General features: G+C 71.5%; 8 protein-coding genes. 1 reads left to right on the forward strand and 7 read right to left on the reverse strand.

The features are described 5' to 3' along the window. Positions 1-55 precede the first annotated feature (55 nt). Positions 56-718 carry a TetR family transcriptional regulator gene (locus tag HCC61_RS03970; protein ID WP_169133764.1) on the forward strand — a complete coding sequence of 221 codons (663 nt, stop codon included), beginning with the start codon at positions 56-58 and terminating at the stop codon, positions 716-718. A 344-nt stretch (positions 719-1,062) separates the two neighbouring features. Here the strand turns inward: HCC61_RS03970 and HCC61_RS03975 are convergent, their stop codons facing one another. The 7 genes from HCC61_RS03975 to HCC61_RS04005 all read right to left on the reverse strand — a co-directional run. Then, positions 1,063-5,601: a trypsin-like peptidase domain-containing protein gene (locus HCC61_RS03975; protein WP_169133765.1), complete on the reverse strand. Its 4,539-nt coding sequence runs from the start codon at positions 5,599-5,601 to the stop codon at positions 1,063-1,065. A 314-nt stretch (positions 5,602-5,915) separates the two neighbouring features. Beyond that, a complete protein-coding gene (locus HCC61_RS03980) occupies positions 5,916-7,754 on the reverse strand; it encodes a choline/carnitine O-acyltransferase (RefSeq protein ID WP_206321961.1) in 1,839 nt (612 codons plus the stop codon). Positions 7,755-7,762: 8 nt separating this feature from the next. Continuing rightward, entirely contained in the window at positions 7,763-8,773 is a 1,011-nt protein-coding gene (locus tag HCC61_RS03985; protein WP_240968371.1) for a class I SAM-dependent methyltransferase, read from the reverse strand. A 138-nt stretch (positions 8,774-8,911) separates the two neighbouring features. Beyond that, positions 8,912-9,781, reverse strand: coding sequence for an arpA protein (locus HCC61_RS03990; protein ID WP_169133766.1), 870 nt, complete (start codon positions 9,779-9,781; stop codon positions 8,912-8,914). Between the two features lie 190 nt (positions 9,782-9,971). Further along, positions 9,972-10,691 carry a leucine-rich repeat domain-containing protein gene (locus tag HCC61_RS03995; protein ID WP_169133767.1) on the reverse strand — a complete coding sequence of 240 codons (720 nt, stop codon included), beginning with the start codon at positions 10,689-10,691 and terminating at the stop codon, positions 9,972-9,974. A gap of 374 nt (positions 10,692-11,065) precedes the next feature. Then, a complete protein-coding gene (locus HCC61_RS04000) occupies positions 11,066-12,427 on the reverse strand; it encodes an ABC transporter substrate-binding protein (protein WP_169133768.1) in 1,362 nt (453 codons plus the stop codon). A gap of 667 nt (positions 12,428-13,094) precedes the next feature. Further along, the coding region (locus tag HCC61_RS04005; protein ID WP_169133769.1) for an Ig-like domain repeat protein at positions 13,095-16,197 on the reverse strand (3,103 nt) is incomplete at its 5' end.

The following is a 16,197-nucleotide window of genomic DNA, read 5'->3' on the forward strand; positions in this document are numbered from 1 at the left end:
CTCGTACGCGCACGCTAACCTTACGGCGTTAGTTTTCACAAGGAGCCCACGACCGATGCCACGTCCGAAATCGCCCCTCCTCAGCCGCGAGCGCATCCGGGACGCCGCGCTGGAGCTGATCGACGCCGGAGGCATCGGCTCCCTCTCCATGCGGAACCTCGCGCTGAGGCTCGATGTGAAGGCCGCCTCCCTCTACAGCCACTTCCCCAACAAGGACGCCGTCCTGGACGCCGTCGCCAACCTGCTCACGCGGCAGGTGGACACCTCCGCCTTCAGCAGGGGCTGGCGCGCGGGGCTGGAGGCGTGGGGCAGGTCGTACCACGCGGCGCTCAGCAGGCACCCCAACGCAGCACCCGTGGTGGCGGCGGGCACGGGCAGGCGCGAGGACTTCCTGGCCATGGCCGACGCGGTGCACGGCGGGCTGGTGGGGGACGGCTGGCCGCCGCGCTACGCGACGATGATCGCCGCCTCGGTGAAGTACCTGGTCGTCGGTGCCACCACCACGCCGTTCGCGAGCGGCTTCGCGGACGACACCCGCGTCTACTTCGAGCGCTACCCCAACCTCGTGCAGGCGCATCTGATCCCGGCGCACGCCGAGGAGATCGACAGCGACAGCTTCGAACTCGCCCTCGGCAGCCTGCTCGCCGGACTCGAGCCGCTGCACGCGAAGTTGACCGCGGGGGACGGGCGGGGCGGCGCCCGTAGGGGCGGACCGTAGGCGGGACTTGCCGGGCCTGCACTCGCTGATCGTGCCGCTCTACGCAGCGGTGCAGGCCCGGCGCGACCGTCGTTCCGCCTCGGCAGCCCCCCGACCGCTCTCCTCGCTCGGCGAAGAGAGTCCTCGGCGGAGACGATCGCTTCCCCCTGCCTGACTACTGTGGCCGGCCGGGTTGGGCGTACCGCTGGAAGAGTCGCTGGGCGGCGCACTGGAACACGGCGTGACCTGCCGTCTTCCGGTGCCGACTTCCGGCCTGCGTACCGGAGTTCGGTCCGCAGGCCGGACCGGAGTTCGGAGCGGAGTCCGGGGCTGTGCCCGGCGGTACGAGGGGCAGGCCGCGCCCGTCAGCGCCCCGGCGTGGAGCCGAGTTCGAGGAGGACGTCGGCGCAGCGCGGGTCCAGGCCCACCGCGAACGAGAGTGGGCCGCTGCCGTCCTGGAAGATCCAGTGGATCTCTGTCCAGACCTCGAAGGCCAGGGCCTCGGCCGCTCGCCGGGTGGCCCGGAGGGCGCAGCGGTCGCGGACGGCGGGAGCGCTGCTCTCGTCGCGGGCGCGGAGGTCCAAGGCGGCCAGTTCGACGAGGGCCGCCGCCCGGTCGTGCCGTGAGTGCAGCGCGAACGCGGACTCGTCCGCCAGCTCGTGCTCGCCGACGAGCGCGTAGGCCTTCGCCATGGTCTTCAGCGCGTGGGCCGGGTTGGTGACCGTACGGGCGTCCAGCGCGGTCCGTGCCTCGCCGAGGAGCTGGCGTCCGGTGCCGGTGCCGCCCGCGGTGGCCACGGCCGTGGCGAGTTCGGCGAGCGCGTACGCGTGCTCGTGGGGGCTCTCCACGGCGTACGTCAGCTCCCTGGCGGGACCGTACTGCCCGATGCGGCTCAAATCCCGTACGAGAAAGGAGAGTTCGCGGTCCCGGTCGGCGGGATGCACGCGGGTCAGGACGGCACGGGCCTGGCGGGTCATCGAGGCGATCTCCTTCTCGTCGCACACACCGTCCGTGGCCGCCAGCAGACTTCGGATGTCGCTGCTGCGCGTGATTGCGTTGTCGTTCTGCGCCGCGAGGTCCATGGCCTCGGCCATGAAGCCGCGGGCCAGCCGGCGTTCGCCGAGCTCCGCCGCGGCCTTGATCAGCTCCGTCAGGATGATCTCGCAACGCACCCCGGGGCTGATCCGGTCCAGCGGGTCCGTGATCGGGAGCAGCAGCTCCAGGCAGATGCGCGCCGAGCGTTGGGCGGTGTCCAGGAGCAGCCGCGCCCTGTCGGGCTCGTCGCCGCGGACCGCCGCCCGCGCCAGCGCGACGTGGGCCATGCCGTGGTGGTACGGGTCGGGGACGGTGCGTGCGAAGCGTTCCAGCCGGTGCCGGGCGCCCGCGTCGGGCGCCGACTCCGCCAGCTCGGAGACGGCTCTCTGCATCACCTCCGGGTCGCTGAGGGCGGTGAACGCCTCCTGGGCCAGGCCGGGTTCGTCGGCCGCGGCGGCCGCCCGCACGAGCCGTCCGAGCGCGTCCTCCCGCGCGCCCGACCCCGGTGCGGCGTGAGCGAGAGAACGCGCCTCGCCGAGCAGTGTCCTGGCGCGGTCCGGGTCGCCGGAGCGCGCGGCGTCCTCCGCGAGCACGCACAGTCCGCGCGCCACGTCGACCGGCGCGGCCAGCGACCTCAGCAGCGGCTCCATCCGCTCGCCCTCGCCCGCTGCGCACGCGGCCGGTACGAGCCGGTCGAGCACGGCCCTCCTGCGCTCCCGGTCCGCGATCTGCCGCACCTTCTCCTCGGCCAGTCCGGTCAACGACCGTGCACGGGCCCGGCGTTGGCCGGTCGCGTCCTGGCCGGTCGCGTCCCGGCCGGTCGCGTCCTGGCCGGTCGCGGACGTGGGCGTGTCCAGGGCCCGCAGGGCGGAGACGATCCCGTCGGCGTGCAGCACGGGGTCGGTGGCGGGGGTCATCGCCTCCTCGCAGGCCGCGAGGGAGCGCCGTGCGTCGCCGTGATCGCCCGCCGTCGCGGCGCGCAGCGCGATCTGCGCGAAGGCCTCGGCCGCCGTCGGCTTCGGAAGGGTTCCGGCCAGCCGCTCGGCTTGCGCGTAGTCACCGTTGGCGGCCATCGACTCGGCCACCAGGACCGGTCCGAACGGCCTCGGGGACGTCAACGAGGGGTGTGCGTGGGCGAGTTCCTCCGCGCGCTCGTAGTCGCCTGCCCGTGCGGCGAGCTCCACCAGCCAGTCGAACTCGCCCTCCGGCAGATGCTCGTACGTCTCGGCCTCTTCCTCGTACCTCTCGGCCAGGTCCCAGTCGTGGTCGTACGCCGCGAGCCGCGCCAGCACGTGTAGGCGCGGTCCTTCGTCCTCGACGGACCGCACGAGACCCGCCGCCGTGGCACGCAGCGAACGTGCCGCTTCCCGTCCGGCGCGGTCCGTACGCCCGGCCGCGGCCGTCGCCGCGTCCACGAGCGCCTCCGCCCGGTAAAGGGCCGCGTCCTCCCCGCTGATGGACAGGGCCAGCGCCTCTGCCCGCTCGTGGTCGCCCCGTTGGGCGGCGGCCACGGCGCAACGGGCCAGCAGGCCGCTGAGATACGGCCAGCGGCTCAGGGAGGCGAGCCTGTCGACGCGCGCGCAGTCGCCCGAGGACTCGGCGTCCACGGCGAGACCGGTGAGCAGCTCCCCGGGGAACTCTCCGCCGCTCATGGCGATCGCCTCTGCCCGCTCGTGGTCCCCGGCGCGCAGGGCGATCCGGGCGAGGGTGTCCGTACGGGTCCTCGGGTACTCGATGAGCCCCGCCACCGTCTCGGCCCGCTCGTGGTCGCCGCCGCCCGCGATGGTCTCCGCGAGCCTGCCCATCGCCCACAGCCGCCGGGTCTCGTCGCCGACGGAGCGGACGAGCGCCTCCGCGTGGGTGTGCTCGCCGAGCAGTTCCCACGCGGAGGGCAGGCAGACCGGCATGTCCTCGTAGGGGCGGGCCAGTTCGTCCCGGAGCAGCGCCAGCCGCAGGGCGAGGGACGGATCGGGGGCGTCCGCGCGTACGTTGACGTCGTGCGCCATGCCGATCTCGGTGAGGGCCAGGTAGTCGTTTCCCGTGCGCAGCCGCATCCGCTCGTGCCGCCGCCGGTCGGTGGCGCAGCGCGCGAGCCGGTCCCGGTCGTGCCCGGCGAGCAGCAGATGCGGATAGTCCCGCAGCAGGTAACCGGGGGAGTCCTCCGGCCAGCCCCGCTCGTGCCAGGCGCCGGCCCAGTCGTGGAGCCGTGCCCGCAGTTCGTCGGTCTCCTCGTCCCGGAAGCTCTGCTCGGCCGTGTCGCGGAGGGTGTCGTGGCTGAAGAAGTAGACGGTCTGCCCGGCGGGCACGGGCCGCCCGGAGACGCTGCGCCCCACGGAGCCCTTCAGCACGTCGGCGATCTCCAGCGGCGCGCGTCCCGTGAGCTGTGCGAGGTCGGTACGGCTCAGCCCGCCCCCTGCGACGACGATCAGACCCAGCACCCGCCGCTCCACGCCCGTACCGCGCAGCACCGTGCCGAGCTCGTGCTCCGCCGCGTCCTGGAGGGCCCGCGCGTGAGGTGAGGGCGGCAACTCCCGTACGGGGCACGACCGGAGCGGATGGTCCCCGGGCACGTCGACGGGCAGCGGCGGGTGCGGTCTGCTGGAGACCAGCACACGCATGTTCGCGGGAGGACGCCGGGGAAGCAGCGACGCGATGCTCGGCGAGGCCGGGTCGGCGGGCGAGTCCTCGTCGAGGCCGTCGACGATCACGAGCAGCACGCGCCCCGCCTCGCGCACGCGGTCGGCCGCCGCCTGGAACAGCAGCCGGAGGTCCCCCGGCCGCGGCCCGGACCCACCGGACTCCGGCGCCTCCTGGTCCGCCAGCGCGGAGAGCTGCGCCGCGAGGGACTCGGTGAACGCCGTGCTGTCCGCCTCACCCGGCCCGTGCCGCCGCGTGACGAAGAACGACACCACGTCGACGCCGCTCGGCGCGTCCAGCACGAACGACGACATCAGCGCCGTCTTCCCGGCCCAGGGACCCGCCTGCCACCACAGATAGGGCCGGTCGCCCGCGCAGAAGTCCACCAGCTCGGAGAGCTCCTCCTCCCGGTCGAGCAGCCGCGCGGGCGCGAACAGCTCGCGTACGGCGGCCAGTCGGGCCCGCCAGGCCGCCGTTGACCCGGAGACGGGAAGGCCGTCGCCGGGCGGATCCAGCACCGCCGGGCCGAGCGCGTCCAGCCCGTCCCGGTCCTCGGCGGGCAGATCCGCGATGCAGCGGTCGACCCGGCGGGCGGTCAGCCGGCCGGGACCCTCGCCCGGGTGGTGCTCGGCCAGCACGCCGATGATGCGGCTGCCGCACCACAGCGCCGCGCCCGACATGCCCTCCCACGGCGACACGTGCCCGCCGGGGTCGGCGGGCGGCACCGGCACGGTGACTTCGAAGGTGCCTCCCCGACGGTTGGACAGCACCGCGACCGAGCCGTCCACCTGGTGTGTGTCGCGATAGCAGTTCCCCGCCTCCGGCGGATGCGGGCCGTCCGGGCGGGGACCGTCGCCGGTCAACCTGAGCTTGAACCTGGGGAAGCCGACCGCCTGTACGTTCAGCACCGCCGCCCGGTCGGTGACGCGGCCGAAGCGGGCGCCGGGGAGGTGTTCGTGCCCCTCGCCGGCCCGCGGCTCGATCCGGAGGACCGCGAGGTCGTGCCGGGCGGAGGACCAGCGCAGCGTGGCCTCGGTGCTCCACTCCGAGGGGAGGCCGGCGTCGAACCGTACGCGGAGCGACTTCGCACCGGCCACGACATGCGCCGCCGTGAGCACCGCCGTCCCGTGGATGCGGTATCCGGAACCGCGCCGTGCGCCGTCGCCGCGGAAGTCGACGAGGATCTCGGCGACCCGGTGCGGGTCCACGCCCTGGTCGGCGTCAGCACTCATCCGGCACCCGGCCACGACTCGCCCGTGAACGCTGAGAGTCCGGCATCCGTCACAACCCCCCCGAACTGAACTGCCCGTACAGTACCGGCTCTTCGGGGGTCTTCCGTCACGCGGGCGGGACGCTGCCGTGACCCGCGGTCATCATGACGAGCCGTCAGGCGGCGCGCCCACTGGAGACACCGCCGGAGACACGACGGGACCGGCACCGGTCGTGCCGGTGCCGGTCCCGGGCGTCGATCCTGCGCCGGGCCCTCGCCCCCCGGGGTGCGGACGCCGGGTAAGGCCGGGGCCCGGGGGCGCGGCGGGTGCGGGGGCTACTCCGCGAGCAGCGCCCGCAGTTCGGCGACCGCCCCCCGCAGGCTCTCCGCGAACGCGTGCATCTGGCCGGCCACCCCGCGGGGGGTGCTCAGATACAGGTTGAAGCGCTCCGGCAGCAGCACGTACGCCACGCCGATGCAGCGGCTGCTCGTCGAACCGAAGCCGAAGAACTGGATGTTGGTGGACGGCGCCGAGCTCGTGCTCAGGTAGTCGTCGCGCATCGTCAGCCAGCCCGGGCTGCGGTACAGCGAGGGCTGCTCCGGCACGCCCAGCTCGTCGCCGCGGCGGCGCTGGATCAACTCCAGTTCCCACAGGTGCTGTTCGGGCGCCTCGATCTCCTGGCACTCCTTCGCGCGCCGGACGTGCCGGTCCGCCGCCGCGCGGAAGGCCGCCCGCCGGGTCGCCGCGTCCGCCTCCGGGTCCTCCATCGCGTCCACGAACGCGAACATCTCCGGTGTGACGACGCGCATCGCCTCAGTACGGCCGTGCTTGTACTGGCGCGTGGCGATCGACTCGTACGTGGCGCCCAGACGCCCCTTGGCGCGGCGGTGCGCCAGCTGGTAGGCCGCCTGCACGAAGGCGTCCGGCGAGACGCCGAGCGCCTTCGCGTGGTTGCTGCCGAAGTCGTCGAAGGTGACCGTGCGGGTCGCGGTGTCGCGCCCGTACTGGGCGAACTCCTCGGCGGCGGACCGCACTTGCTCCCGCAGCGCGTCGTTCAGCCGGAACCGTACGGGCTCGGTCGCCGGCGGGCCCTGGGTGCGGGCGCCCGACTGCTCGGAGTGCACCTGCGCCGGTACGGGCAGCAGCGCGTCGACGAAGGTGAGGATGGTGGTGCCGTCCAGCTCGCAGTGCTCCACGTTCAGCCCGGCGCGGCCGTCCTCGAAGACGACGAACGAGACGGACTTGTCGAACCAGCGGTTCCCGCGGTCCCCGTGCAGCAGCTCGTCGCACGCCTCCTGGATGCCGGCGGGCGCGAAGTCCTCCAGGGCGACGCAGAACAGCGCGTCCTCGACGGTGCGCATCGCCCCGGCGTTGCCCGGGTCCACGTCCAGCAGCGAGGCGCGCGCCCGCGCCCAGTCCGCGCGGGCCATGGTGGTGAGGTGGCCCACCGGGGCGTCCGCGGCGGCCGGTTCGGCTCCGGCCTTCATCACGTCGCGCAGCCCGGCCTCCAGGTCCTCCAGGCTGTGCGGCGCGCCGTCCTCGCCGACGACGTCCATGCGGAAGGTGTTGCCGCGGAAGAAGACCAGGATGTGGCGGGCACGGGACGGGCCGGGCCGGTCGTCCGAGTACGGCGTACGGGAGAAGTCCTGCTCGGTCCCCGGGATCCGGGTGCTGGAGAAGAGGTACTTCAGCTGCTGCATCGACTGCGGCCTGCCGCGCTGCACGGCGGGCGGGATCGTCTCCTCGTCGATCTGCCGCTTGAAGTGGAGGGCGCCCGCGATGAGTCCGGCCGCGCGCTCGACCTGCGGCTCGTCCGAATCCCTGAAGAGGAAGAAGAAGTTGGCGTTGAGCGCGATGCGGTCACGCCGCCCGAGGTAGCGGTACGGCCAGAAGGTGTCGAGCCAACTGTGCACGCCCGCCGAGGAGTCGTACTCCTCCAGCGCCGCGTGCAGCGTACGGCCCGGACCGTCCGGCGCGAGGAAGGCCGTCAACTCCTTCTCCGTCGCGGCCAGTTCCTCCGGCGAGAGCAGTGGCGCGCACCATTCGACGAGCCGTTCGCAGCTGGCCTCCAGCGTGGGCAGCGGCACGCGCGGCAGGGAGTCCTCCAGCGCGAAGGTGGGGGTGGTCGTCGCGCTTCCGCTTTCCTGGGACGCGCTGGGCTGACTGGTGTTCAATTCCGCTCTCACTTCGGCTCGTCGACGGATGGTGTGACAGGTACGGACGGTGTGGCAGGGGCGGACGGTGTGGCAGGGGCCGACGGTCTGACGGGTACGGACGGTGCGGCAGGCCCGGAGGGTTCGACGGGCGGGGGCGCGGTCTCCCGCGCGAGGCGCTCCGGTGACCAGGGCCATCCGGCGGTGCCGTTCGGACGGGAGAGATACAGCCGTGCGTGCAGCCAGCCGTCGGCCTCCAGCCCGTCCGCGTCGACCCCGGCCTCCTTCATCGTCTCCAGCACCTGCGCCTGCTCCTGCGGCGACGCGAACCGGCGCTGCCGGAAGACGTCGTCGGCACGTACGGTGCTGTATCCCAGCTCCTCCAGGGCCCGTTCGACCGGACCGAACGGGAACATGCGCAGCACGAAGTGCGCCATCCACGGCCGCCGGTCTCCCATGGAGCGGACGATACGCGTAAGGGTGCGCTCGGTGACATATCCGATGCAGCCCGTGGAGATCACCAGGTCGGTGCCGGCGAACTGCTCGCGCTGGCGCGGCGAAGGCTCGTCCTTCTCCAGGTCGGCGTGGACCGCGTCGTCGAGGAAACCGGCCTCCAGCGCGTACGAGAGCGCGCTGGACGAGGTGTCAAGACCGGTGAATCGGACCGGCCGCACCGGCCGGTGGGAGCGGGCCAGCCTGCGGTCGCGGGCGAGCAGGGCCTCGGGGGTCTCCTCGGCGTGGTGGCCCGGGCCGGCGCCGGGGGCGAGGTGTTCGTCGCAGTAGCGGGCGTAGAGCGCGTCCATGGTCACGTCGTACTTCAGCAGCGCGGCGTTGATGCCGTACGAGCAGCCGATGTCCAGCACCTTGGGCACGGCGACCTGCCGGGTGTCCCGGTACTCCTCCACGAGCTTCGCGAAGTAGGGCTTGGCCTGCTGCGGCACGCAGTAGTCGAGCTTGCGCAACTCCCTGAAGTAGGCCCGCGGATCGGGCTGGTTGTAGATGTGGTCGAGCGTGACTTTTCCGGTGGCGTCGAAGCGCACGGACTGCTCCTGTGGGGGTGGCGGGGGAGTTCACGGCGGGCGTGTGCGGAGGGCGTGGCGGGGCGTGGCGTGCGAGGCGGAGCACGGGGTACCGGGGCCCCGGGGGCACACCCGTTTCCGGCTCCGCCTCCGCCGGAGTCAGTCGAGCAGCCGGTCCCCCCGCACGGCGCGGCCCTCGGCCTGCAGGTGCTGCGGCAGCACACGCCCGAAGAGCTGCCGCGTACGCGAGACGCTCCCCACCACGCCGGGCCGCTCGCTGTAGGCGAAGATCGCCGAATGGCGTGCGAGGCGCCCCCGCACGGGGCTCACGCGGTGCAGTGAGAAGCGGCCCTTGAACAGTTGGAGATCGCCGGGCCGCAGCAGCAGCCGCCGCGTGCGGGCGTCGCCCCGGCCTTGGAGCACGTCGCGCACGCCGTCGAAGTTCTCCTCCTGCGCGGACCGGATGTTGGGGCAGTACTCGAAGACCCCGCCCTCCTCGGCCTCCTGCGTGAGCATGCTGACGGTGAACTCGTTGGTGTCGAAGTGCCAGGGGTGCTCCATGCCCGGCTCCACGACGTTGAGCACGAGTCCGGAGAGCCGGTCCTCCAGCTCGTGCAGCTCGTCCAGGTCGAAGCAGCGGGCGATGAAGCGCTGGAAGGTCTCGTCGGAGTAGAGGCGGCTGATGAGGGAGCCGCCGGGGATCCGGTCGCGGGCGACGAAGGCGTTGCCCCGCTCGAAGGCCGTGCGGCCCGGATGATCCTCGGGGAGGTCGGGGCCGACGGCCATGTTGTAGACGTTGACCGTCGCGACGTCGTAGTGCGCCCGCGGGGCGATGTCCGCGCACTCCTGCTGGAGCGTCCGCTGAAGCGACGGGCGGATGAAGTCCGGCAGCACGGTGCACCCCTCGGCCAGCAAGCCCTTCCTGGCCTGGGAGAGGACGGACCGCCCTCCGGCTCCGTCGAGGTCCGCGAGGGGGTAGCGGTCCGTGTCGACCAGCTCGTCCAGTGTGGTCGCTTCCGAAGTGCTCATCCGATCCTCTCCCGCCTGCGGGCCGGCCGTCCCGAGTCCGGCGTGGCCCGCGTCCCGACCGGGCCTCACGCTCGGAATCCCACCAACTCTACTGATGAGTAACGGAGTTGAAGCTCCCACATCCATGTACGCGTTGTCTGTGACACGTCACACGCGGCAGCCGCGCTTCGTGCGGTGCGGCGAAGCGCTTTCACGCCAGGACCACGCATCCGCGCTGTTCCAGTCGGGTCAGCAGCGGCAGGGAGGGGTCGATCCCGTTCCAGCGCAGATCCAGCTTCTCCAGCGACGGCATGCGGGCGAGCCAGCCGGGCAGGCGGCCGAGCCGATTGCTCCGTAGGTCGATCTGCCGGAGCAGCGGAAGGCCGGCCAGAGGCTCGGGAAGCTCGGCGATGGCGTTCTCCCGAAGGTCCAGGTGCCGCAGTTCGTGGAGGCCGGCGGCCGACGGCGGCAGGCACTCGACGGCGTTTCCGCGGAGCCACAGCTCACGCAGACCGCGGAGCCGGCCGATCGAGCCGGGCAGCGTGGTCAGCCGGTTGTGCTGTGCTCTCAGCTCGACGAGGCCGACCATGTCGCCGATGGCTTCGGGCAGTTCGGCCAGGAGGTTCTCGCCGGCGTTGAGGTAACGCAGCCGTGCCAGACGCCCCAGAGTCCGCGGAAGCCGTCTCAGGCGGTTGTCGTGCAGGTAGAGGCAGTCGCGGAGCCCCGACAGATCCCCCAGCTCGTCAGGCACCGAAGTGAGCGCGTTGTGGCCCAGATCCAGGGTGCGCAACCGGTCCAGTCTCCCGATCTCCGGTGGGAGGGACGTGAGCCCGTTCTCCGCCAGGATCAGCACACGCAGCTCCGTTCGCTCCCAGACCGACCGGGGCACCTCTCCGAGCTGGTGACGCCACAGGTTCAGCGTGTGCTCCACGACTCCGCTCCCTTTCACGTCCGCCCCCTTTCACGGCAGTTGACGGGTTGACGGTCGCCCGGACATGACCGTGACCGTGAAGTACCGGCCGGCGTCCGTCCGTTGGGCCGGGGCCGGGGCCGGGGGTGGGTGCCCGCGCGGCGAGCGCTCCGGGAGACGGCTCGGCCGGGAGCGGGCGCGGCCCGGGCGGGTGGTCTTCCCGTCACTGGCCGCGGAGATCCGCTCCCGGCCGGTCAGCCGGGCGCCGCGGCTCCGGTCGTCTGCCGCGGGCTCTCGCTTGGTTCGTGCGTGGTGCGTGGTGCGGGTAATGCGTAATGCGTAGTGCGGTGGTGCGTGGTGTGCGGCGCGCGCGGTGCGCGCTCCGTACGTACGCGTCAGCCCGACGTCCCCGTGGCCGACGCGTCCAAGTAGGCCTTCGCGGCCGCCTGGTCGAGCTTCTGTGCCGTCTTCTCCGGGTTCGACGGGTCGCGGATGAACTCCTGGAGGAGCTGCCACTCGCCCTGTCCGGGGGTGCCGCCGAAGTCGCCCGGCGCCTGGTCGGACATGTCGAACTGCACGGCCTCGCCCGCGTCCACGAGCGACTTGGCGACCTTGCGGGTCGTCTCGTCCGGGTAGGCGTCGAGATCGAGGTTGATGTTGGGCGAGAGGAATCCGCCTTCCTTGGCCCACAGTTCGGCGGCCTTCGGGCTGGCCAGGTACTCGATGAAGGACATGGCCATGTCCTTGTTCTTTCCGGCCTTCATGGCGACCGCCGCGTCGCCGCCGCTGATCACGGGCGCCTGCTTCCCCTTGCCTATCGGCGGGAATTCGAAGAAGTCGGCGTCGTCGTCGACCTTCCTGTGGAACTCGCCGGAGATGATCCCGGCCACGAAGTCGCCCTCGTAGACCATCGCCGCCTTGGGGTCCTTGCCGTAGACGGCGCCGACGGACTCGTTCAGGTCGGTGCGCAGCGCCTCGTTCCCGCCGCCGGTGACCATGTCCTTGTCCTCGAAGAGCTTGCCGAACGTCTTCAGCGCCTTGATGACCGTGGGATCCGTCCAGCCGATCTCGTTCGTGGCGAGCTTGGCGTAGTTGGCGGGCCCGGCCTGCGCGAGGTAGATGTTCTCGAACCAGTCGGTGAGCGGCCAGGCGTCCTTGCCGGCCACCGAGAAGGCCGGGGTGCCGGCGTCCGCGAGCTTCTTGCCGGACTCGACCAGCTCCTTGTAGTCCTTCGGCGGCAGCACGTCCGCCTTGTCGAAGGTCTTCGGGTTGTACCAGACGGTCGACTTGTGCGATGCCTTGAAGTAGAGACCGTAGAAGATCCGCCGGACGCTGCCGTAGTTCTGCCACACCAGCGCGAAGTTGCGCGCGGCCTCGAGCTCGACCCGCGGCGGCAGCGGTTCGAGCCAGCCCTTCTGGGCGAACTGCTGGAGCACGCCCACCTGCGGCACCATGGCCACATCGGGGGCTTTGCCGCTCTTGAGCATGTCGCGGATGAAAAGGCCGAAATCGTCACGGCCTTGCGCGCGGCTGGAGGCGAACTTCACTTTGGCGCCCGTCTTCTTGGTGAAGCCGTCGAGCACCTTTCTGAAGTTCTTCCCCTCCGCCCCGTTCCAGGTGCCGGCGACCGTGAGGGTCTGGCCGCTGAACTCCTGTTCACCGGAGGCGTTGTTCAGGCCGCTGCACGCAGTCGCCGTTATGGCTAGTGCGACGGCGGCGGCCGCAAGGCGTGATACCGCAATGCGAGGTCTTCTCATGATTTCTCTTTCAAGGCAGCTAACGCGGGTGCTGAAGTCGCCGATCCACCAATTCGCAGTGGAGCCGGAAGTGCTGTCGCGGAGCAGCCGCCGGCGGGTCAGGAGCTTGGAGCAGCGGGGCGCCTGGTCCGGGGCGGTGCTTGTGCTCGCTGTTCAACTGTCCGTCGCCACGCGAAGGTTGGAGCTTGCGGCGGGCGTCCTCAGCGAGCGCAGGCTGCCCTCCGTACGGGCGGCGCTCACGGCGCAGATCTGCCCTAACGGGAGAACCGTCAGACGGGCTGGTCTGACCCGACCGGTTCGCGGGGTGTACGCGACTGACAACGTAGTGCAATCGGTAGCCCTGGCAAACGGTTGTGGCGCAATGCGACGTAAAAATCTACTCGTGAGTCGCGGTTGACGAGCGACCGCTTACGGCGTTCGCCACCAAAAGGAACGAAGAGACCGGTGGATTGGTGTGCCCTGAACGAAGAGACGGACATGGGCGAAATGAATGCGATGAAGGATATACGCCCTTTGATGCGCCCGTGCAAGATGCGCGGCGCCGGTGACTTCGCGACGGGGGTGCGGCCCGCCGTCGCGCGCGCCGCGAACACGGCCGGGGACAGGGCCGGGAACAGGGCCGCGCCGGGCCGCACGAGGCGGCCCGGCGCGGGCAGGGAGAGACGGATCAGGGCACGGACGGCACCGGCACGAAGGTCAAAGTGGCCGTTGCCGAGGACGGGTTGACGCAGGGCGCTCCCGCGAAGGACGCCGTATACGTGGTGGCGGACACGATGGACACCGGGACGGTGAACGTCGGCGGTGCGAGGGTCGCGACCCCGCTGGCGTTGGTGATCGCCGAGCCGAGAACGATCGGGCCGCCGGCGGCGTTGGCGGTGAAGACCACCGTCTGGCCCGCGATGGGGGCCATCGTCGCGCTGTTCCTGAGCGTCGCGTTCATCGTCTGGATCACCAACTGCCCGTTGGTGCGCCTGCGGATCTGCGCGGGCGGCGCCGTGACGGTGGTGTTGACGGCGGTCGAGACGATGTTCACCGTGCCCGAGGACGTGGCGAAGCACGCGGCCCCGTTGTAGGTGGCGGTGATGGTTCCGCTGCTCAGACTTGACGAGGTGAAGCAGGCCTGCCCGCCCGTGAGCGGAACCGTCGTGCTGACGCCGGGGCCGGTGAAGGTGACGGTGCCGGTGGGTGTGGAGGATCCGCCGGCGACGGTGGCGCAGACAGTGACCGACTGGCCGCAGGTGGAGGGGTTGGGAGTCGCGACGACGGTGGTCGTGGTCGCGGCGGCGTTGACGGTGATCGCCAGCGGTGCGGCGGTGGACGTCGCGAAGCAGGGACTGTCGGGAGTGTAGGTGGCCTGGAGGTTGCCGTTGGTCAGGGTGGTGCTGGTGAAGCACGCCTGCCCGGCCGTGAGCGGCACGTTGGAGTGCAGGGTGCCGTTGGGCTCGGTGAAGGTGACGGTGCCGGTGGGTGTGGAGGGTCCGCCGGCGACGGTGGCGCAGACGGTGACCGACTGGCCGCAGGTGGACGGGTTGGGTGTCGCGCTGAGCGTCGTGGTGGTGGGCGCCGGGTTGACGGTGAGGGTGAGCGGGGTGGCGGTCGAGGTCGCGAAGCAGGTGGCGGTGTCCGGGTTGTAGGTGGCGGTGACGGTGCCGCTTGTGAGCGCCGTACTGGCCGGTGCGCAGGCCTGTCCGGCTACGACGGGGTAGGTGCCGGTGACTCCCGCCGTACCGCCGAACGTGACGCTGCCCGTTGGGGTGTTGCCGGGGACGCCGGTGTTGGCGACGGTGGCGCAGACGGTGACCGACTGGCCGCAGGTGGACGGGTTGGGTGTCGCGCTGAGCGTCGTGGTGGTCGCCGCCGCGTTGACCGTGAGGGTGACCGGGGTGGCGGTGGACGTGGCGAAGCAGGCGTCGGTGGGGTTGTAGGTGGCGGTGATCGTGCCGCTGGTCAGGGTGGTGCTGGCGGGTGCGCAGGCTTGTCCGGTGGCGTCGACGGGGTAGGTGCCGGTGACTCCTGCCGTACCGCCGAAGGTGACGTTGCCTGTTGGGGTGTTGCCCGGGGCGCCGGTGTTGGTGACGGTGGCGCAGACGGTGACCGACTGGCCGCAGATGGACGGGTTGGGCGTTGCGCTGATGGTGGTCGTGGTCGCGGCGGCGTTGACGGTGAGGGTGTCGGTTGCCGTGGATGCGGCGAAGCAGGCGTCGGTGGGGTTGTAGGTGGCGGTGATGGTGCCGCTGTCGAGGGTGGTGCTGGCGGGTGCGCAGGCCTGTCCGGCGATGACGGGGTAGGTGCCGGTGACTCCTGCCGTACCGCTGAACGTGACGTTGCCTGTCGGGGTGTTGCCCGGGACGTCGTCGTTGGTGACGGTGGCGCACACCGTGACGGACTCACCGCAGATCGCGGGGTTGGGTGTCGCGCTGATGGTGGTCGTGGTCGCGGCGGCGTTGACGGTGAGGGTGTCGGTTGCCGTGGATGCGGCGAAGCAGGCGTCGGTGGGGTCGTAGGTGGCGGTGATGGTGCCGCTGACGAGGGCGGTGCTGGCCGGTGCGCAGGCCTGTCCCGTTGCATCGACGGGGTAGGTGCCCATGAGTCCTGCCGTACCACCGAACGTGACGGTTCCGGTGGGGGTGTTGCCGGGGACGTCGTCGTTGGCGACGGTGGCGCACACGGTGATGGAGTCACCGCACGTGTAGGGCCCGGGCGGTGTCAGATCGATGGTCGTGGTGGTCGCGGCCGAAGTCACCGTGAGGTCGACGGGTGTGGCCGTGGATGGGGCGAAGCAGCTGTCGGTGGGGTTGTAGATGGCGGTGATGGTGCCGCTGGTGAGGGTGGTGCTGGCGGGTGCGCAGGCTTGTCCGGTGGCGTCGACGGGGTAGGTGCCGGTGACTCCTGCCGTGCCGCCGAAGGTGACGTTGCCGGTGGGTGTGGAGGGTCCGCCGGTGACGGTGGCGCAGACGGTGACCGAGTCGCCGCAGACGGCCGGGTTGGGCGTCGCCGTGATCGTGGTCGAGGTCGCCGCCGGGTTGACGGTGAGCTCTTCCGTGTCGATGGAGGTGGCGAAGCAGGCGTCGTCGGGGTCGTACGTGGCGATGACGGTGCCGCTGGCGAGCATCGTGCTCGGCGCCGCGCAGGCCTCTCCTCCGACCAGCGGGAAGGTGCCGGTGACCCCCGCGGTGCCGCCGAAGGTGACGTTGCCTGTAGGGGTGTTGCCCGGGAAGTCGTCATTGGTGACGGTGGCGCAGACGGTGACCGAGTCGCCGCAGACGGATGGGTCGGGCGTCGCGGTGACCGTTGTCGTGGTCGCGGCGGCGTTGACGGTGAGGGTGTCGGTTGCCGTGGATGCGGTGAAGCAGGCGTCGGTGGGGGTGTAGGTGGCGGTGATGGTGCCGCTGGTGAGGGTGGTGCTGGCGGGTGCGCAGGCTTGTCCGGTGGCATCGAGGGGGTAGGTGCCGGTGACTCCTGCCGTGCCGCTGAAGGTGACGTTGCCTGTTGGGGTGTTGGCGGGGACGTCGTCGTTGGTGACGGTGGCGCAGACGGTGACGGGCTCGCCGCAGATCGCGGGGTCGGGTGTGGCGGTGACCGTTGTCGTGGTCGCGGCGGCGTTGACGGTGAGGGTGTCGGTTGCCGTGGATGCGGTGAAGCAGACGTTGGTGGGGGTGTAGGTGGCGGTGATGGTGCCGCTGGTGAGGGTGGTGCTGGCGGGTGCGCAGGCTTGTCCGGTGGCATCGAGGGGGTAGGTGCCGGTGACTCCTGCCGTGCCGCTGAAGGTG

It is taken from the genome of Streptomyces sp. HNM0575 (genome assembly GCF_012726265.1).
Taxonomy (GTDB): domain Bacteria; phylum Actinomycetota; class Actinomycetes; order Streptomycetales; family Streptomycetaceae; genus Streptomyces.